The following is a 17,794-nucleotide window of genomic DNA, read 5'->3' as shown; positions in this document are numbered from 1 at the left end:
TCACCTATGTCTCAGGTCGCTCATTTCCGGACAATTCAGAAAGCGGTCGCCTGTGCCATTTGGCGCGGCCCTCTTGTCATTGGCGGCGCAGCGGCCGAGACCTTGATGGAGCGCAGTTCTGGAGGTCCGCATGAGCCAAGATACGCAACCCTGGTGGCGCGGCGCGGTCATCTACCAGATATATCCGCGCTCCTATCAGGATTCCAACGGGGATGGGGTGGGCGACCTGCCGGGGATCACCCGCCGGCTCGATCATATCGCGGCGCTCGGCGTGTCGGCCATCTGGATCTCGCCCTTCTTCCGCTCGCCGATGAAGGATTTCGGCTATGATGTGTCGGACTATTGCGATGTCGACCCGGTGTTCGGCACCCTGGCGGATTTCGATGCGCTTCTGGAAAAAGCACACTCTCTCGGCCTGAAAGTCATCATCGATCAGGTCTATGCCCACACTTCTGATGAGCATGCCTGGTTTGCGGAGAGCCGTACTTCCCGATCAAACCCCAAGGCAGACTGGTTCGTCTGGCGCGATCCCAAGCCCGATGGCGCGCCCCCCAATAACTGGCAGTCGGTGTTCGGCGGCCCGGCCTGGACGTGGGACGCACGCCGCGGCCAGTATTTCATGCACAACTTTCTCTCCAGCCAGCCCCAGCTGAATGTCCACAACCCCGAGGTTCAGGACGCGCTGCTCGGCGTCGCGAAATTCTGGCTGGACCGGGGCGTGGATGGCTTCCGGCTGGATGCGATCAATTTTGCGATGTTTGATCCCGAATTCCGGGACAACCCGCCCTGGCCCGCCGAAGGGCGAACGATCACCCGGCCGTTTGACCTGCAACATCATATTCATAACCAGTCGCACCCGGATATTCCCCTATTCATGGAGCGGGTGCGCAAACTCGCCGATGGCTATGGCGATATCTATACGGTTGCCGAAATTCCGGGGCCCGATCCGATACCCGAAATGCGCGCGTTTACGGCCGAAGGCCGGCTCAGTTCGGCCTACAGCTTTGACTTTCTATACGCCAAATCGCTTTCGGCCCGCCGGGTGAAAACCGCCCAGATGAACTGGGCAGGCCCGTTCAGCGAAGGCTGGGCCGCCTGGGCCTTCTCCAATCACGACGCGCCCCGCTGTATCAGCCGCTGGTGCCCGCCCGGCAGTGACCTTGTGGCCTATGCCAAGCTGACCAATGCGCTGCTGCTCTGCCTGCGCGGCAACCCCATCCTCTATCAGGGGGAGGAGCTGGGGCTGACGCAGGCCGAGATCGCCTTTGAAGATTTGCGGGACCCGGAAGCCATCGCCAACTGGCCGCTGACCCTTGGGCGGGATGGCGCCCGTACGCCCATGCCCTGGATCAACGACAACAGCTATGCTGGCTTCTCCGAGGTGAAGCCGTGGTTACCCGTCGGCGCGGGCCACGCGCTTCAGGCGGCGGCGGCGCAATATGGTCAGCCCTTCTCGGTGCTGGAGTTCACGCGTCTTGTGATTGCTGTGCGCAACGGATCGGCCGCATTCAGGCTGGGCGAAGTGAGCTTTCCGGAAACTCCCGCTGCCTTGCTGGCAATCGAGCGCAGCTTTGAAGGCGAGCGGGTGGTGTGCCTTTTCAATCTGACTAACGCCCCGCAGGAGGTTGGCATGCCTCTCCCAGCGGCCCGAACACTCCTGGCGTCGGATGGAACGATGCGTGTTCCGGAGCGTTTGGCGCCTTTTGGAGTATGGATTGGGGCATTGGATAACAAGGCGCCATGACTAACGTTGTCATTTTGCGTGGAAGCGTCATATAAGGCCTGAAACTGCCTCGGCTCCCCGTGGCAGCCGACCTGAGAGAGGAAGCGCCCCGGTGGCAAAATTTGTTCCTGTTGAACCCTTCGACATCGTGATTTTCGGCGGCACGGGCGACCTGTCCCGGCGCAAACTTCTTCCCGCGCTTTACCACCGCTGGGTCGATGGGCAGATTCCGGAAAACTCCACCATCGTCGGCACGGCGCGGTCGGACATGGATGATGCAGCTTACCGGGCCGTCGCCAAGGAGGCCTGCGAAAAGGCATCGGGGAAGTCGTGGGATGCGGACGCCTGGGACAAGTTTGAAAAGATTCTGCACTATGTCACGATTGATGCCACCAACCCGGAAGGCGACTGGGAGGGGCTCAAAAGCAAAATGACGTCCGAGGAAGAACGCCCACGGATTTTCTATCTCGCGACGTCGCCGCACCTCTATGTCGACATTTGCCGGGCGCTTGGCGCAGTCGGTCTGTCGGGCGGTCTCTCGCGGGTTGTGCTTGAAAAGCCGATCGGCACTGACCTTGCTTCCGCGCAGGCGATCAATGATGGCGTGGCAGAGGTGTTTGCCGAGCGGCAGGTGTTCCGGATTGACCATTATCTCGGCAAGGAAACGGTGCAGAACCTTATGGTGCTGCGTTTCGCCAATATTCTGTTCGAGCCGCTTTGGTCGCAGAACTATATCGATCACGTTCAGATCACTGTGGCAGAAGATCTTGGGCTTGAGGGGCGTGCGGATTATTACGACCGCTCTGGCGCGCTACGGGATATGGTTCAGAACCACATGTTGCAGCTCCTCTGCCTGACGGCGATGGAGCCACCCAACGATCTCGACGATGATGACATCCGTACTGAGAAGATAAAGGTGCTCAAGGCGCTTCGCCCGGTAACAGAGGCCGATGCCCGGCGGCTGACGGTGCGCGGGCAATATGCGGCCGGGATTCATGCCGGCCAGCCCGTGAAAGGGTATGTTGAGGAACTGTCCGCTCCCAAGGGCAGCAAGACGGAAACCTTCGTTGCAATCAAGGCAGAGATAAGCAATTGGCGCTGGACCGGCGTGCCCTTCTACCTTCGCACCGGCAAGCGTATGTCTTCGCGCCATTCCGATATCGTGATCCAGTTCAAGCGTGCGCCCCATAATCTGTTTGGTGAACAGTTCGGAAACGTAAACAAGCTCGTGATCCGCCTTCAGCCGGATGAGGCCGTGCGCCTCTATGTGCAGATCAAGGAGCCGGGGCCAGGCGGCTTGCGGGTCAAATCCCTGCCTTTGAACCTTTCCTATGCGGAGAGTTTCATGCTGCGTTATCCCGATGCCTATGAGCGCCTGCTGATGGATGTGGTGCGCGGAAATCTCTCGCTGTTCATGCGGCGAGATGAAGTGGAGGCGGCCTGGCGCTGGGTGGATGGGCTTATAGAAGCCTGGGAAACCAGCGGATACGAGCCGGAGACTTATCCAGCGGGTACCGACGGGCCAATGGCTTCTGCCATGCTCATGGACCGCGACAATCGAAGCTGGTGGAAGGAGAGTTAAGCAGATGGATTCACGCCTCATAGTTCTGGATGACCGGGAAGCTGCCTCAGCGCTCGCTGCTGAACTCGCCGCGCTTCAATTATCGAGAACCATCGCAAGAGATGGGCAGGCAAGCTTCATGGTCTCCGGGGGCTCGTCGCCGGGCCGGATGTTCAGCCTGCTGGCCGAGGAGCATCTTGAATGGGAAAAGGTCACCGTCGGGCTGGTGGATGAGCGTTGGGTTGCGGCTGATCATCCGGAGTCGAACGAAAAGGCCGTCCGGGAAAAACTTCTGAAAGGGCACGCCTCCGCTGCGCATTTCCTTCCGATGAAAACGGCAGATGCAGAGCCAGCCAGCGCAGTAGCCAGCCGCGCAGCCGCCTATGCGCCGCATCTTTCGCCACTCTCCTGCATTCTGCTCGGGATGGGGCCGGATGGGCACACCGCGAGCTGGTTTCCCGGCTCGATGGGGCTGGAGCAGGCAATGTATCCGAAAGATGGCGCTGTAATCGCTGCAATAGACGCAAGCAACACGCCCGTCGCCGGAGAGTTTCGCCACCGCATGACGCTGACGGCGGACCCCGTCTGCAATGCCGAAGCGGGCATTCTCCTGGTATTCGGCGAAGACAAGAGAGCGGCGCTTGAGCACGCCTTGAACGGTGACGAGCAGCTTTATCCCGTCCGCCGAGCCATCGAGGGGTTGGGACGCCGCCTCTCCATCATTTGGGCACCCTGATCCATGACGCCGCTGCATCCCACTGTCGAGGAAGTCACCCGCCGCATCGAGGCGCGGTCGAAGGATTCCCGCGCCGCCTATCTTGAAATGATCCGTAGCCGGCGCCCCAAGGCGTATGCGCGCACACGCCTGCACGAGGGGAACATCGCCCATGCGTCTGCAGGCTGCGCGGTGATTGAGAAAGCACAGATCCTTGGCGCTGGCTGGCCCGTCATCGGCATCATCACGGCTTACAACGATATGCTGTCTGCCCACGCGCCGTTTGAAACCTATCCGCAGATCATCCGGGATGCAGCGCGGGAGGTGAATGCGGTGGCGCAGGTGGCGGGCGGCGTGCCGGCGATGTGTGACGGCGTCACGCAGGGGCAGGAGGGTATGGAGCTCTCGCTGTTCTCGCGTGACATCATCGCAATGGCATCAGCGATCGGCCTGTCTCACGATGCGTTTGATGCGGCGCTGCATCTGGGCGTGTGCGACAAGATTGTGCCGGGGCTGGTGATCGCCGCGCTGCGCTTTGGCTGGCTGCCCTCGATCTTCGTTCCGGCCGGGCCAATGCCTTCAGGGCTGCCCAATCCGGAGAAAGTCCGTATCCGGCAATTGTTCGCCGAAGGCAAGGTAGGTCGAGACGCTCTGCTCAAGGCAGAGGCGGAAAGCTACCACGCCCAGGGCACATGCACCTTCTACGGCACGGCAAACTCGAACCAGATGATCATGGAGGTCATGGGCCTTCATTTGCCCGGCGCTGCTTTCACCAATCCGGGTACGCCGCTTCGTGCTGCGCTGACTCGTGCCGCCGCTCAGCGCGCGGCCGCCATTACCGCGCAGGGCGGCGACTACCGGCCCGCCGGGGAGTTGGTCGACGCCCGCGCGCTGGTCAACGCGATCGTCGGCCTGATGGCAACGGGCGGCTCGACAAATCATGCCCTTCACATCCCGGCGATGGCTGCCGCTGCAGGGCTGGAGGTAACGCTGGAAGATTTTGCCGACCTCTCCCACGTGACCCCCCTGATGGCACGAATTTACCCCAATGGCGGCGCGGATGTGAACCATTTTCACGCGGCTGGCGGCATGGGCTTCCTTGTCCGGGAGCTGATCAATGCCGGTCTGTTGCATGTGGATGCGTCTGCGGTGATGGGAACGCTGGCCGAATATAGTCGCGAGCCGTTCCTCCAGGACGGCGCGCTTGCCTGGCGGCCTGCGCCGGAGGTCAGCGGCGACAGGGATGTGCTCCGGCCAGCCAATGACTCTTTCTCGTCGGATGGCGGTTTGCGACTTGTGGATGGCCCGCTCGGCCGAGGCGTGTGCAAGGTGTCTGCGATCAAGCCGGAGAACCGTATCGTCGAAGCGCCCGCACTCGTCTTCGATACGCAGGAAGCGCTCCGCGAGGCATTTGAGGCGCGCCAGCTCGACCGGGATTTCGTGGCAGTTGTGCGTTTCCAGGGGCCCGCGGCCAACGGCATGCCAGAACTGCACGGCCTTTCGCCCGTTCTCGGCGTGCTGCAGGACCGGGGGTACAGGGTCGCTCTGGTAACTGACGGACGTATGTCCGGCGCCAGTGGCAAGATCCCCGCCGCGATCCATGTCGCGCCGGAAGCTGCGCGCGGTGGCCCGCTGGCGCGGGTGCGGGATGGCGACATCATCCGGCTGGATGGCGAGGCCGGGCGCCTCGACCTGAAAGTCGATCCTGCAGAGTTTGCGGCCCGCGCGCCCGCCGAGTTCCGCCCAAACCGGCCCGCGGCAGGGCTTGGCCGAGAAATGTTCGATCTGTTCCGGCATGCCGCCAGCACAGCCGATTGTGGCGCCAGTCCCTTTCGCTTTCTCGGCTCAGGGGCTTGAGCGATGCAGCAACCGATCCTTGTCGGCGATATCGGGGGCACCAACGCTCGTTTCGCCCTGGCATCGCGCCGGGATGGCAAGCTGAACATCGAGCATTTCGAGAAGCTCGCTGGGGACGGGTTCGGCTCGTTTGATGAGGCGTTGCAGCAATATCTCGACCAGATCGGGGCCGAGGTGTCGGAGGCGTGTTTTGCGCTCGCCGGGCCCGTCGAGAATCAGGAAGTCACGCTGACCAATCGCGGCTGGCATGTTTCCGCCGGCAGCTTGAAGGAAAGTTTTGGCTTTCAGGACGTGTGCCTGATCAACGACTTTCATGCGATGGCGCGCGCCGTTCCCGAATTTGAGTATGATTCGTTCGACTGCATTTTTCCCGGCACGCCAAAGCCGGGCGCGCCTGTGCTGGTAACCGGGCCGGGGACAGGATTTGGCGTGGCAACCTTGTTGTCCGAGCCGAAAGGCCGCTGGCGCGTTGTGTCGGGGGAAGGGGGGCATATGGCTTATGCCCCGCGCACCGATATGGAACATGCGCTCGCCCGCCTGCTGATGCGCGATCATGGGTATGTGTCGAATGAACTTGTGGCCTCTGGCAGCGGGCTGGATGAGGTTCACGCGGCCTTTTGCGAGATTTTCGGCCGCCCTCGCGTCGAACTGACCCCCGAAGAAATGCGCGAACGCGCCGATTCGGGGGACGAGCTTCTCCAGACGCTCATCGAAGTGCGGGCCCTGGCTGTATTGGGCGCTGCAGGAGACCTAGTTTTGGCCAATGGCGCGCTCGGCGGTGTGGTGCTTGCGGGCGGCGTCAGCGAGCGCATCTCGGATTTCCTCAAAACGGCTGCGGCAAGGCAGCGATTCGTGACGCGCGGACCAATGAGCCACTACCTCGAGGACTGTCCCGTGTGGCTGATGCGGGAGCAGGTGGCGCCGCTGATCGGCGCTGCGGCGTATTATGAGCAGCACAAGCGCACCTGATTGAGAATTATTCGCAAATTCAGGGCTTTCCTGCATCCTCCGTGACCGACCGCCGCAGCAAGTGACCCGTGAAATTGCGTTTTCGCAGGATATACTGCGAGGCGCTGCGATTACAGATGCGCGTCAGTTGCGCCCGGCGGGAAACCGTCCTAATCGGGCGGCAACGCAATGGGAGCAATTGCACTATGACGGAAGTTGAACGGCTTGCCCTCGACTATCTGCCGGTCATCATTTTTGTGGTGATCGGTGCGGTGATTTCGTGCCTTTTCGTGATCGGGAACGTGCTTCTGGCTCCTTCGAAGCCCGACCCGGAAAAGAACTCCGCCTATGAGTGCGGTTTCCCGGCCTTCGATGATGCCCGCATGAAGTTCGATGTGCGATTCTACCTTGTCGCCATTTTGTTCATCATCTTCGACCTTGAGGTGGCCTTCCTCTTCCCTTGGGCGATCAGCCTGGGAGAGATCGGTGTGGTCGGTTTCTGGTCGATGGTGGTGTTCCTGGGTGTGCTGACGGTCGGCTTTGTCTATGAATGGCGCCGCGGCGCTCTGGAGTGGGAATGATGTCTGACAATTCCTACAAGCCATATGCGCTGGGCGGCGCGCGGGCAGGGGTCGAAGGCGGCTTCAAGCCTGGCAATGATGACCCGTTCTATTCCGGCCTCTCGGATCAGCTTGCGGACAAGGGCTACTTCACGGCCGCAGCGGATGATCTGATCAGCTGGGCGCGTACCGGCTCACTGATGTGGATGACGTTCGGTCTGGCCTGTTGCGCCGTGGAAATGATGCACGCCGGCAACCCGCGCTACGATCTGGAGCGGTTCGGCATGGCGCCGCGCGGGTCGCCGCGCCAGTCAGACGTGATGATCGTCGCCGGTACGCTCACCAACAAGATGGCGCCGGCGCTCCGCAAGGTCTACGACCAGATGCCGGAGCCGCGCTACGTGATCTCGATGGGCAGCTGCGCCAATGGCGGCGGCTATTACCATTACAGCTACAGCGTCGTTCGCGGCTGCGACCGCATCGTTCCTGTGGATATCTACATTCCGGGCTGCCCGCCCACCGCTGAGGCTCTCGTCTACGGCTTCCTGCAACTGCAGAAGAAGATCCGGCGCGAAGGCTCGCTTGAGCGCTGATGGTGACCACAATGAATACTCAGGCGCTTTCCGAACTTGCAGCCCATATCGAAAGCCGGATGCCCGATGCCGTGCGCAGCTGGCAGATCCGCGTGGGCGAACTGACGCTGTTGGCCGAACGGGACCATATCGTCCCGCTGCTGCGTTTCCTGCGCGACGATCAGCAATGCAACTTCGAAACTCTCATCGATGTTTGCGGCGTTGATTACCCGGAGCGCTCGGAGCGTTTCGAAGTGGTCTACCACCTGCTGTCGATGCGGATGAACCACCGGATCCGCGTGCGCATCCGCACCGATGAAGAAACGGCTGTGCCGAGCGTCGTCTCGCTCTGGCCGGTTGCGAACTGGTTCGAGCGCGAGGCGTTCGACATGTACGGCATCCAGTTTGCCGATCATCCGGACCTGCGCCGCATCCTCACCGACTATGGTTTCGAAGGCTGGCCGCTCCGCAAGGACTTCCCGCTCACCGGGCATTACGAGGTTCGCTATGACGATCTCGAAAAGCGCGTGATCTACGAACCCGTGAAGCTCGCTCAGGAATACCGCAATTTCGATTTCCTCTCGCCCTGGGAAGGCATGACCAGCGTCATCCCCGGCGACGAGAAAGCGAAGGAAGGCTGATCAGATGGCCGACACCGCACACATCGCAGACATGGACGACCGTAAGTTCACGCTGAACTTTGGCCCGCAGCATCCTGCCGCCCACGGCGTGCTCCGCATGATCCTCGATCTCGACGGCGAAATCGTCACCCGCGTGGACAGCCATATCGGCCTGCTCCACCGTGGTACGGAAAAGCTGCTCGAATACAAGACCTACCTTCAGGGTATGCCGTATTTCGACCGGCTCGATTACTGCGCGCCGATGAACCAGGAGCACGCCTGGTGCCTTGCTATCGAGAAGCTGCTCGGGGTGGAAGTGCCCCGCCGCGCCAGCCTCATTCGTGTGATGTATTCGGAAATCGGCCGGATCATGTCCCACCTCCTCAACGTCGGTACCGGCGTGATGGACGTGGGCGCGCTGACGCCGATCACCTGGTGTTTCGAGGAGCGTGAGAAGCTCTGCGTGTTCTATGAACGCGCATCGGGCAGCCGCATGCACGCAGCCTATTTCCGGCCCGGCGGCGTCCATCAGGATCTGCCCCAGCGTCTCATCGACGATATCGCCACCTGGTGCGAGCAGTTCCCCGAGAAGCTCGACCAGATCGAGGGCCTCGTCACCGAAAACCGTATCTTCAAACAGCGTAACGTCGATATCGGCGTGGTCGACCAGCGCACGATCCTCGACTGGGGCTTCAGCGGCGTCATGGTGCGCGGCTCAGGTTTTGCCTGGGACCTTCGCCGGTCGCAGCCCTATGAGTGCTACAGCGAACTCGACTTCAAAGTTCCTGTCGGCCGCCATGGCGACAATTACGATCGCTATGTCTGCCGCATGGAAGAGATGCGCGAGTCCGTGAAGATCATCCTCCAGTGTATCGACCTGATGGCGAAAGATGGTCCCGGACCGGTCCTTCTGGCCGGTTCTAAGCTCTCCCCGCCGCGCCGCGGCGAGATGAAGAATTCGATGGAAGCCCTGATCCATCACTTCAAGCTGTACACGGAAGGCTTCCACGTTCCGGAAGGCGAATGCTACGCCGCCGTCGAAGCACCCAAGGGTGAGTTCGGCGTGTACCTCGTGGCAGATGGCACAAACCGCCCGTATCGCGCCAAGATCCGTGCCCCGGGTTACCCGCACCTCCAGGCGATGGACCATCTTTGCAAGGGCCACCAGCTGGCAGACGTGTCTGCCGTTCTCGGAACGCTCGACATCGTGTTCGGGGAGATCGACCGGTGAGTGCCTCCTTCGACCTCATCCAGCGCCAGCTGGAAGCCTATAACAGCCAGGACATCGACGCTTTCCTCGCCTGCTATGCAGACGACGCCGAACTCGCGACACTGAATGGTGGGGTAAACCAGAAGGGTCTGGACGCCATCCGCAAGCGCCACGAAGACCTCTTCGCCCAGTTCCCGCAGAACCGCGCAAAACTGGTCAACCGGATCGATCTCGGCACCACCGTCATCGACCATGAAGCGGTGGAGCGTTCGCCCGGCGGCGAAACCTTCGAGGTGGCCGCCATCTACACCATCCGCGACGGCAAGATCGCGCGTGTCGACTTTGCGAGGGCAGGGGCGGTCTGATGGGCGTTCTGCCGGAACAGCGTGTATCGGTCATCACCGTAGGGGTTCGCGACCTCGCCGGCATGATCCGTTTTTACACGGATGTTCTGGGGTTTGAGGATCGCGGCGTCAAAGGCGAGGTGGCGTTCTTCAATGCCGGTGGCCTCGTGATCGGCCTCTGGGACGAAAACAAGCTCGCCGCTGACGCGGGCGTTTCCGATGATCGCAAGGGCGCCTTCAAGGGCTTCGCGCTGGCGTTCAACGCGCGTTCTGCCGAAGAGGTAGACGAGATTTTCGGCCGGCTGGAGCGTGCGGGCGCACGCATTTCCAAGCCGCCGCACAAGACATACTGGGGTGGATACTCCGGCTACTTTGCAGACCCTGAAGGGAATGCCTGGGAAGTCGCCTACAATCCATTCTGGCCAATTGACGAAGCGGGCCGCGTTGCCGTTCCGCTTGCGAAGGAGCAGTAGATGGCATTGCGCCGGTTTGACCTTGAGGCGGGGGGCGACAGCTTCTCCTTCAAGCCTGAGACAGAAGACAAGATTGCGTTCTGGCGGGGCAAGTATCCGGCGGACAAGCAGCGTTCGGCGGTTATCCCGCTGCTCTGGCTCGCCCAGAAGGACAACAATGGCTGGCTCTCCGAGCCTGCCATGCGCGAAGTCGCTGACCGTCTGGAGATGCCCTACATCCGCGTCTACGAGGTCGCCACCTTCTACACGATGTTCCGTCTTCAGCCGGTTGGAAAGTTCCATATCCAGCTTTGCGGCACCACGCCCTGCCAGCTCCGCGGCGCAGATGACCTGAAAGAGGTCTGCAAGCGCGAGATTGGCGGTCAGATGTATGTCACCGATGACAAGCGCCTCTCCTGGGAAGAGGTCGAATGTCTCGGCGCCTGCGTGAACGCGCCCATGGTGCAGATCAATGACGATTACTATGAAGACCTGACGCCGGATTCCTTCGCGCAGATCATCGGCCGGCTGAAGAATGGCGTTGAGGTGTCACCAGGTCCGCAGATTGACCGCATCAACAGTGCGCCTGAGGGCGGCGCCAAGACGTTGACGGACGAAGCGCTGTTCGATGGCAGCCGCAATTCGGTCAAGTCGCTGCCAAACCTGCCGGAGCCGGCAGGGGAGGCTACCGCCGAAGCTACCGGCCGCCCAGATGCCGGCGCGCCGACAAATGTGAAGCGCGAAGAGCCGACCGCAGGCAAGGCAACCCTGATCGACACGACCAGCAAGCCGGATGCAACAAAGGACGGCATGTCCGCCCCGAAGGACAAGAAGGACTAGGCCATGTTGCAGGACAAGGACCGCATCTTCACAAACCTCTACGGCCTGCATTCGCCGGGCCTGGAAGCCGCCAAGCAGCGCGGCGCCTGGCACCTGACGCGCGAAATGCTCGCCATGGGGCCGGACTGGATCTGCGACCAGATCAAGGCGTCAGGCCTGCGTGGCCGCGGCGGCGCCGGCTTCCCGACCGGTCTGAAATGGACCTTCATGCCGAAAGAAGTGCGCGACCGTCCGCATTATCTTGTCGTGAACGCCGACGAGTCCGAACCCGGTACGTGCAAGGACCGTGAAATCCTCCGCCACGATCCGCATCTGCTGATCGAAGGCTGCATGGTGGCCAGCCGCGCGATGCGCGCCCACAAATGCTATGTCTATATTCGCGGCGAATATATCAACGAGCGTCATGCGCTCGAGAAAGCCGTCAAGGAAGCCTATGAGGCGAAGCTGATCGGCAAGGACAATGTGAACGGCTGGGATTTTGACCTCTATGTTCACCACGGCGCTGGCGCCTACATCTGCGGCGAGGAAACCGCGCTGCTCGAAAGCCTTGAAGGCAAGAAGGGCCAACCACGCCTGAAGCCGCCATTCCCGGCGAATGCAGGTCTCTATGGCTGCCCAACCACGGTGAATAACGTTGAGTCCATCGCTGTCGCACCAACAATCTTGCGCCGCGGTGCGCAGTGGTTTGCCGGTTTCGGCCGCCCCAACAATGCGGGCACCAAGCTGTTCTGCATCTCCGGCCATGTGAACAAGCCGTGCAATGTCGAAGAAGAGATGTCGATCACCTTCCGTGAGCTGATCGAAACCCATTGCGGGGGCATTCGTGGCGGCTGGGACAATCTCAAGGCCGTGATCCCGGGCGGCTCCTCGGTGCCGATGGTACCGGCAGAGCAGATCATGGACGCCTATATGGATTTCGACACGCTCCGTGATCTGAAGTCCGGCCTCGGCACGGCGGCTGTGATCGTCATGGACAAGCAGACCGATCTGATCAAGGCGATCGCCCGCCTCGCTTACTTCTACAAGCATGAAAGCTGTGGTCAGTGTACGCCGTGCCGTGAAGGCACGGGCTGGATGTGGCGCGTGCTGGAGCGCATGGTGCGCGGCGAAGCCGAGCATGACGAGATCGACACGCTGCTGGACGTTACCAAACAGGTCGAAGGGCACACGATCTGCGCCCTTGGTGATGCCGCTGCCTGGCCGATCCAGGGCCTGATCCGGCACTTCCGTCACGAAATCGAAGAACGCATCACCCAGTATCGTTTGCCGCGCGCGATGGTGCAGGGCGCCGTGGTCACGGCTGCAGAGTAAGGAAGAATTGGCAAGTGAGCCTCACCCGCGCCATCCTGATCGTATCCTGGTGCCTGTCGCTGGCCACCCTTCACGGGGTTGTGGCGATTGCGCTTGGCTATGTGATGCCGCGCAATGGCGGCGTGGTTGAAAGCCAGCGGCTTTTCGTGATGGCTGTTGCCGGTGCTTCGTTGCTTTCCGCCGTCCTTGCGCTGATGGCTATCTTCTACGTCAAGGCGCTCTGGGGTGTCATGGTGCTCGCCATCGTCAGCGCCGGCCTGTTTTTCTACGGCATGATTGAATATGCGCTGCCTTTCAATCTGCTGGTCCTGGGCGCGCTTGCCGCCCAGTTCATCTTCTCCCGCTTCGCCATTGGCCTCAACGCCATCGACAACCCTGGCAAGCCCCGCATCAATCCTTCCGAAGAGTTCTGAAGTCCCATGTCCGACACTTTCAAGCTGAACATCGACGGCCAGGAAATCGAAGTGCCCAAGCACTACACGCTGATGCAAGCGTGTGAGGAAGCGGGCGCCGAGATCCCGCGCTTCTGCTATCATGAGCGCCTGTCGGTCGCCGGTAACTGCCGCATGTGCCTCGTCGAGTGGGAAGGGGCGCCCAAGCCGATCGCCTCCTGCGCCCAGATCGTTGGCGACATGCGCCCGAACCGGGATGGCTCTGCGCCCATCGTGCGCACCGGCGGTGCCTATGTCGAAAAGGCCCGCAACGGGGTGATGGAGTTCCTGCTCATCAATCACCCGCTCGATTGTCCGATCTGTGACCAGGGCGGCGAATGCGACCTTCAGGACCAGGCGGTGGCCTATGGCCGCTCAACCTCGCGCTATGATGAGAACAAGCGCGCTGTCGAAGACAAATACATGGGCCCGCTGGTCAAGACGATCATGACCCGGTGTATCCAGTGCACGCGCTGCGTCCGCTTCGTGGCAGAAGTCGCCGGCGTCGAAGAGATGGGCATGATCAGCCGCGGCGAGAATGCCGAGATCACGACCTATCTGGAAAAATCGCTGACATCTGAGCTCTCGGGCAACGTCATCGACCTGTGCCCTGTCGGCGCGCTGACGTCCAAGCCTTACGCCTTCAATGCGCGCCCGTGGGAGCTGCGCAAAACCTCTTCCATAGATGTGATGGACGCCATGGGCGCCGCCATCCGCGTTGATGCCAAGGGCGATGCCGTGATGCGCATCATGCCGGAGCTCAACGAAGAGGTGAATGAGGAGTGGCTGTCGGACAAGTCGCGCTTCGTCTGGGATGGTCTCGGCCGTCAGCGCCTTGATCGCCCCTATATCCGCGAGAACGGCAAGCTGCGCGCCGCGACATGGGGTGAGGCCTTTGAAGCCGTGAAAGCGGCTCTCTCGGTCGGCGCCGACAAGATCGGCGTGGTCGCCGGAGACCTGATCGAGGTCGAGCAGGCCAAGGCCGCGCTGGACCTCTTTCGCAGCCTCGGCGTGAAGAATACGGATTGCCGCCCGGCAGGTGCCCAGTACGGCACTTCGGGCGTGCGCGAGCACTACCTTTTCAATCCCACCCTGATGGGTATCGAAGAGGCCGACGCCCTGCTGCTGATCGGCGCCAACCCGCGCGTTGAGGCTGCCGTCTGGAACGCCCGCATCCGCAAATCCTGGCTCTGGGGCAATCTCAAGATCGGCCTCATCGGCGAGGCTGTCGATCTGACCTATCCCTATGAGCATCTCGGGACCAGCGCGGCCGATCTCGACCAGCTTGCCTCAAGTGATTTCTTCCAGGTCCTGAAGGATGCCAAGCGTCCGATGATTGTGGTCGGGGAGGGCGCGCTTTGTCGCGAGGATGGTCTTAAACTGTCCGAAATTGTCCATAAACTGTCCCAGACTGTCGGTGCAGTGTCCGAAGAATGGGCCGGTTTTGGCGTGCTTCATACCGCGGCTGGCCGTGTGGGTGCATTGGATGTCGGCTTCGTGCCGGCCGAAGGCGGCCTCGCAACCGCCGAAATCCTGGGCGGCGGCCTTTCCACGGTCGTCCTCCTCGGCGCTGACGAGGTGGACCTGTCAAAGCTTGGAAATTCCAAGGTTATTTATGTCGGTTCCCATGGCGATGCCGGGGCAAGCCGGGCAGACATCGTCCTGCCCAGCGCTGCCTATACCGAAATGACCGCCACTTACGTAAACACCGAAGGCCGGGTCCAGATGACCACGCGCGCCGTCCAGCCGAAAGGCGAGGCGCGGGAAGGCTGGGCAATTTTCCGCGCCCTTTCAGCGGTTTGCGGAAAGCCGCTTCCTTATGACACAGCAGACCAGCTCCGCGCGCTCCTGCGCGGCAAAGAAGGCGAAAACACTGCGTTCTCCGGCCGCGGCTACGCCCCTGGCGCACGCGGCGTGGGGGCGCTTTCGCAGCCGGTGGCGGAAGCCTCTGGCAGCCTCAGCAGCGCGCCCTTCAGATCTGCAATTGTGGATTTCTACCTCACCAACCCGATTGCACGGGCATCCAAGACAATGGCCGAGTGTTCTGCGCTGGCAAGCCGCCTAGACACTCCGGTAGCGGCAGAGTAGGGCGGCGCCATGAGCAACGCGATCGAGTCTCTTGGCAGCCTCTGGGGGCCGCTGCTGGTGTTGGGTCAGATTGGCCTGTTCACACTGGTGCTGCTTCTGTCGATTGCCTTCCTTCTGCTCCTGGACCGCAAGGTCTGGGCAGGTGTGATGATGCGCAAGGGCCCGAACGTGGTCGGCCCCTTCGGTTTGCTCCAGTCCTTTGCGGACTTTGGCAAGTTCCTGTTGAAGGAAATCGTGATCCCGGCCGGCGCCAACAAGGCCGTGTTCCTTATGGCGCCGATCCTAACCTGTACGCTGGCCTTCGTAACCTGGGCGGCCATTCCCGTGGCGCCCGGCACCGAAACGGGCACCAGCTGGGTTATCGCCAACCTGAACGTTGGTATCCTCTATCTCTTTGCGATCTCGTCGCTGGGTGTCTACGGCATCATCATGGGCGGCTGGGCATCGAACTCCAAATACCCGTTCCTCGGCGCGCTCCGTTCGGCAGCGCAGATGGTGTCCTATGAGGTTTCCATCGGTTTCGTGATCGTCACGGTGATCCTGCTGGTCGGCTCGATGAACCTCACCACCATCGTCAACAACCAGGATGGCGGTATTCAGAACTGGCATGTATTCAGTTTCCAGTATTTCCCGCTGATCCTCGTCATGCTGCCGATGTTCGTGATCTTCTTCATTTCGGCGCTGGCAGAGACCAACCGTCCGCCGTTCGACCTTCCGGAAGCTGAATCGGAACTGGTTGCGGGCTATCAGGTCGAATATGGCTCGACGCCGTACCTCCTCTTCATGCTGGGGGAATATCTCAACATCGTTCTGATGTGCGCGATGATGACGATCCTGTTCCTTGGCGGCTGGCATGGCCCGATCGCCCTCGGGCCTGAGCTTACGGCAAACCTGCCGCCGCTTCTCCTCAGCCTCGCCGGCCTTGCCTGGTTCATGGGGAAGGTGCTGTTCTGCTTCTTCCTGTTCGCTCTGGTGAAGGCCATCGTGCCCCGGTACCGCTATGACCAGCTGATGCGTCTGGGCTGGAAAATCTTCCTGCCGACTTCGCTGGCAGCGGTGATCCTCGTGGCCGGCTATGTGACATTCGTGGGAGGTCTCTCATGAGCCTTGCGCAAACTCTTCGCGGCGCTCTGCTGACGGATTTTCTGGGTGCGTCCTGGATTGCAGTCCGGGAAATGTTCCGCCGTAAGGCGACCGTGAACTATCCTTTCGAGAAGAACCCGCTTTCGCCGCGTTTCCGGGGGGAACATGCCCTCCGCCGCTATCCCAGCGGGGAAGAGCGCTGCATCGCATGCAAACTCTGCGAGGCAATCTGCCCGGCGCAGGCGATCACCATTGAAGCTGAACCCCGCGAAGACGGCGCTCGCCGCACGACGCGCTACGATATCGACATGGTGAAGTGCATCTATTGCGGCTTCTGTCAGGAAGCCTGCCCGGTGGACGCCATCGTCGAAGGGCCGAACTTTGAATTTGCGACTGAAACACGCGAAGAGCTGTTCTACGACAAGGAACGGCTATTGGCGAATGGCGACCGCTGGGAACGGCTGATCGCCAAGAATCTCGAATTGGATGCGCCGTACCGGTAGGGCGGCGCTGGGTTGAAGCAGGGCCGGGCCGGTCAGGTTCTGGCATTTAGCAGGAAGGGGCGAACAAGCCGTGGCGTTGATCGCTTTCTCATTGATTGCGGCGGTTGTCGTGTTGGCGGCGATGTTTGTCATCGCAGCGCGAAATCCCGTGCACTCCGTGCTCTGGCTCATTCTGACGTTCTTCTCGGCGGCGGGGCTTCTGGTCCTGATTGGCGCCGAGTTCCTCGCGATGCTGCTGGTGGTCGTTTATGTCGGCGCAGTGGCCGTGTTGTTCCTGTTCGTCGTGATGATGCTGGACGTCGACTTCGTCGAAATGAAGCAGGGAACCCTCCGGTATTGGCCGTTTGCGCTGCTTGTGGGGGTCATTCTGCTGGCGGAGCTCGCGCTTGTTTCTGTCGCAGGCGGCAGTGTTCCCACCGGCAATATGGATGCGTCGCCGAATGCGCCCACCAACGCGGAAGCCATCGGCTATGTGATGTATACTGACTATATTCTGCTGTTTCAGCTGGCTGGCATTGTGCTGCTGGTGGCGATGGTCGGGGCTATTGTTCTTACGCTGCGCCACAAGCCGCACATCAAGCGTCAGGATATTGCCAAGCAGACTGGCCGTCGCCGCGCGGACGCTATTGAGCTCAAGGACCCAACACCAGGGCAGGGGATCTGATAGATGGAACTCGGACTTCCTCACTATCTAATGGTGTCTGCGGCACTCTTCACGATCGGTGTCGTCGGCATCTTCGTGAACCGCAAGAACATCATCGTCATCCTGATGGCGATTGAGCTGATCCTGCTTTCCGTGAACATCAACCTGGTGGCCTTTTCGGTCTTCAGCGGCACGATCCAGGGGCAGATCTTTGCCATGCTCGTGCTGACGGTTGCCGCAGCAGAAGCGGCCGTGGGACTTGCGATCCTGGTCGTCTATTTCCGTAACCGGCGCGACATCTCGGTTGAGAATGTCGACCTCATGAAGGGCTGA

The 17,794-nt window shown here is 61.1% G+C and carries 19 protein-coding genes; all 19 read left to right on the top strand.

The window, feature by feature from the left end; translation table 11 throughout:
* The first annotated feature begins 130 nt into the window (after nucleotides 1–130).
* The 19 genes from HPO_RS13900 (at nucleotide 131) to nuoK (ending at nucleotide 17,794) form a co-directional block, all read left to right on the top strand.
* Nucleotides 131–1,744, top strand: coding sequence for an alpha-amylase family glycosyl hydrolase (locus HPO_RS13900; RefSeq protein ID WP_035600039.1), 1,614 nt, complete (start codon nucleotides 131–133; stop codon nucleotides 1,742–1,744).
* Nucleotides 1,745–1,835: 91 nt separating this feature from the next.
* Nucleotides 1,836–3,305, top strand: a complete 1,470-nt coding sequence (zwf, locus tag HPO_RS13895; RefSeq protein WP_035600037.1) for a glucose-6-phosphate dehydrogenase — start codon at nucleotides 1,836–1,838, stop codon at nucleotides 3,303–3,305.
* A gap of 4 nt (nucleotides 3,306–3,309) precedes the next feature.
* Nucleotides 3,310–4,020 carry a 6-phosphogluconolactonase gene (pgl, locus tag HPO_RS13890; protein WP_035600033.1) on the top strand — a complete coding sequence of 237 codons (711 nt, stop codon included), beginning with the start codon at nucleotides 3,310–3,312 and terminating at the stop codon, nucleotides 4,018–4,020.
* 3 nt (nucleotides 4,021–4,023) lie between these two features.
* Complete coding sequence (gene edd, locus HPO_RS13885; protein ID WP_035600032.1) at nucleotides 4,024–5,856, top strand: phosphogluconate dehydratase; 1,833 nt, start codon at nucleotides 4,024–4,026, stop codon at nucleotides 5,854–5,856.
* A 3-nt stretch (nucleotides 5,857–5,859) separates the two neighbouring features.
* Complete coding sequence (locus tag HPO_RS13880) at nucleotides 5,860–6,825, top strand: glucokinase (protein ID WP_035600030.1); 966 nt, start codon at nucleotides 5,860–5,862, stop codon at nucleotides 6,823–6,825.
* A 185-nt stretch (nucleotides 6,826–7,010) separates the two neighbouring features.
* Complete coding sequence (locus HPO_RS13875) at nucleotides 7,011–7,385, top strand: NADH-quinone oxidoreductase subunit A (protein ID WP_035600028.1); 375 nt, start codon at nucleotides 7,011–7,013, stop codon at nucleotides 7,383–7,385.
* Nucleotides 7,355–7,957, top strand: a complete 603-nt coding sequence (locus HPO_RS13870) for a NuoB/complex I 20 kDa subunit family protein (protein WP_114105582.1) — start codon at nucleotides 7,355–7,357, stop codon at nucleotides 7,955–7,957. Before HPO_RS13875 ends, HPO_RS13870 begins: the two co-directional genes overlap by 31 nt.
* 11 nt (nucleotides 7,958–7,968) lie before the next feature.
* Nucleotides 7,969–8,577 carry an NADH-quinone oxidoreductase subunit C gene (locus tag HPO_RS13865; RefSeq protein ID WP_035600062.1) on the top strand — a complete coding sequence of 203 codons (609 nt, stop codon included), beginning with the start codon at nucleotides 7,969–7,971 and terminating at the stop codon, nucleotides 8,575–8,577.
* 4 nt (nucleotides 8,578–8,581) lie between these two features.
* Nucleotides 8,582–9,787 carry an NADH-quinone oxidoreductase subunit D gene (locus HPO_RS13860; protein WP_051612629.1) on the top strand — a complete coding sequence of 402 codons (1,206 nt, stop codon included), beginning with the start codon at nucleotides 8,582–8,584 and terminating at the stop codon, nucleotides 9,785–9,787.
* Nucleotides 9,784–10,131: a nuclear transport factor 2 family protein gene (locus tag HPO_RS13855; protein WP_051612628.1), complete on the top strand. Its 348-nt coding sequence runs from the start codon at nucleotides 9,784–9,786 to the stop codon at nucleotides 10,129–10,131. The genes HPO_RS13860 and HPO_RS13855 overlap by 4 nt, the downstream gene beginning before the upstream one ends.
* Nucleotides 10,131–10,583, top strand: coding sequence for a VOC family protein (locus HPO_RS13850; protein ID WP_035600025.1), 453 nt, complete (start codon nucleotides 10,131–10,133; stop codon nucleotides 10,581–10,583). Before HPO_RS13855 ends, HPO_RS13850 begins: the two co-directional genes overlap by 1 nt.
* Nucleotides 10,584–11,402: an NADH-quinone oxidoreductase subunit NuoE gene (nuoE, locus tag HPO_RS13845; protein ID WP_084324330.1), complete on the top strand. Its 819-nt coding sequence runs from the start codon at nucleotides 10,584–10,586 to the stop codon at nucleotides 11,400–11,402.
* Nucleotides 11,403–11,405: 3 nt separating this feature from the next.
* On the top strand, nucleotides 11,406–12,713 hold the full coding sequence (gene nuoF, locus HPO_RS13840; RefSeq protein WP_035600023.1) for an NADH-quinone oxidoreductase subunit NuoF: 1,308 nt from the start codon (nucleotides 11,406–11,408) through the stop codon (nucleotides 12,711–12,713).
* Between the two features lie 14 nt (nucleotides 12,714–12,727).
* Complete coding sequence (locus HPO_RS13835; RefSeq protein ID WP_035600022.1) at nucleotides 12,728–13,126, top strand: hypothetical protein; 399 nt, start codon at nucleotides 12,728–12,730, stop codon at nucleotides 13,124–13,126.
* A gap of 6 nt (nucleotides 13,127–13,132) precedes the next feature.
* Complete coding sequence (gene nuoG / locus HPO_RS13830; protein WP_035600021.1) at nucleotides 13,133–15,232, top strand: NADH-quinone oxidoreductase subunit NuoG; 2,100 nt, start codon at nucleotides 13,133–13,135, stop codon at nucleotides 15,230–15,232.
* A gap of 9 nt (nucleotides 15,233–15,241) precedes the next feature.
* Entirely contained in the window at nucleotides 15,242–16,336 is a 1,095-nt protein-coding gene (gene nuoH / locus HPO_RS13825) for an NADH-quinone oxidoreductase subunit NuoH (protein WP_035600020.1), read from the top strand.
* Nucleotides 16,333–16,818, top strand: coding sequence for an NADH-quinone oxidoreductase subunit NuoI (gene nuoI, locus HPO_RS13820; protein WP_035600017.1), 486 nt, complete (start codon nucleotides 16,333–16,335; stop codon nucleotides 16,816–16,818). The genes nuoH and nuoI overlap by 4 nt, the downstream gene beginning before the upstream one ends.
* Before the next feature lie 70 nt (nucleotides 16,819–16,888).
* A complete protein-coding gene (locus HPO_RS13815; protein WP_035600016.1) occupies nucleotides 16,889–17,482 on the top strand; it encodes an NADH-quinone oxidoreductase subunit J in 594 nt (197 codons plus the stop codon).
* Between the two features lie 3 nt (nucleotides 17,483–17,485).
* On the top strand, nucleotides 17,486–17,794 hold the full coding sequence (gene nuoK, locus HPO_RS13810) for an NADH-quinone oxidoreductase subunit NuoK (protein WP_035600014.1): 309 nt from the start codon (nucleotides 17,486–17,488) through the stop codon (nucleotides 17,792–17,794).

The sequence above is a fragment of the Hyphomonas polymorpha PS728 genome (assembly GCF_000685315.1).
Lineage (GTDB): Bacteria > Pseudomonadota > Alphaproteobacteria > Caulobacterales > Hyphomonadaceae > Hyphomonas > Hyphomonas polymorpha.
This window is presented reverse-complemented; position numbering and strand designations above follow the sequence as displayed.

Excerpts from the sequence above, each read along its gene's own strand:
- HPO_RS13880 (WP_035600030.1), top strand. The coding sequence starts at position 5,860 with ATGCAGCAACCGATCCTTGTCGGCGATATCGGGGGCACCAACGCTCGT.
- HPO_RS13850 (WP_035600025.1), top strand. The coding sequence starts at position 10,131 with ATGGGCGTTCTGCCGGAACAGCGTGTATCGGTCATCACCGTAGGGGTT.
- HPO_RS13860 (WP_051612629.1), top strand. The coding sequence starts at position 8,582 with ATGGCCGACACCGCACACATCGCAGACATGGACGACCGTAAGTTCACG.
- nuoF (WP_035600023.1), top strand. The coding sequence starts at position 11,406 with ATGTTGCAGGACAAGGACCGCATCTTCACAAACCTCTACGGCCTGCAT.
- HPO_RS13875 (WP_035600028.1), top strand. The coding sequence starts at position 7,011 with ATGACGGAAGTTGAACGGCTTGCCCTCGACTATCTGCCGGTCATCATT.
- pgl (WP_035600033.1), top strand. The coding sequence starts at position 3,310 with ATGGATTCACGCCTCATAGTTCTGGATGACCGGGAAGCTGCCTCAGCG.
- HPO_RS13865 (WP_035600062.1), top strand. The coding sequence starts at position 7,969 with ATGAATACTCAGGCGCTTTCCGAACTTGCAGCCCATATCGAAAGCCGG.
- nuoG (WP_035600021.1), top strand. The coding sequence starts at position 13,133 with ATGTCCGACACTTTCAAGCTGAACATCGACGGCCAGGAAATCGAAGTG.
- nuoI (WP_035600017.1), top strand. The coding sequence starts at position 16,333 with ATGAGCCTTGCGCAAACTCTTCGCGGCGCTCTGCTGACGGATTTTCTG.
- HPO_RS13900 (WP_035600039.1), top strand. The coding sequence starts at position 131 with ATGAGCCAAGATACGCAACCCTGGTGGCGCGGCGCGGTCATCTACCAG.
- nuoH (WP_035600020.1), top strand. The coding sequence starts at position 15,242 with ATGAGCAACGCGATCGAGTCTCTTGGCAGCCTCTGGGGGCCGCTGCTG.
- nuoE (WP_084324330.1), top strand. The coding sequence starts at position 10,584 with ATGGCATTGCGCCGGTTTGACCTTGAGGCGGGGGGCGACAGCTTCTCC.
- HPO_RS13870 (WP_114105582.1), top strand. The coding sequence starts at position 7,355 with ATGGCGCCGCGGCGCTCTGGAGTGGGAATGATGTCTGACAATTCCTAC.
- edd (WP_035600032.1), top strand. The coding sequence starts at position 4,024 with ATGACGCCGCTGCATCCCACTGTCGAGGAAGTCACCCGCCGCATCGAG.
- nuoK (WP_035600014.1), top strand. The coding sequence starts at position 17,486 with ATGGAACTCGGACTTCCTCACTATCTAATGGTGTCTGCGGCACTCTTC.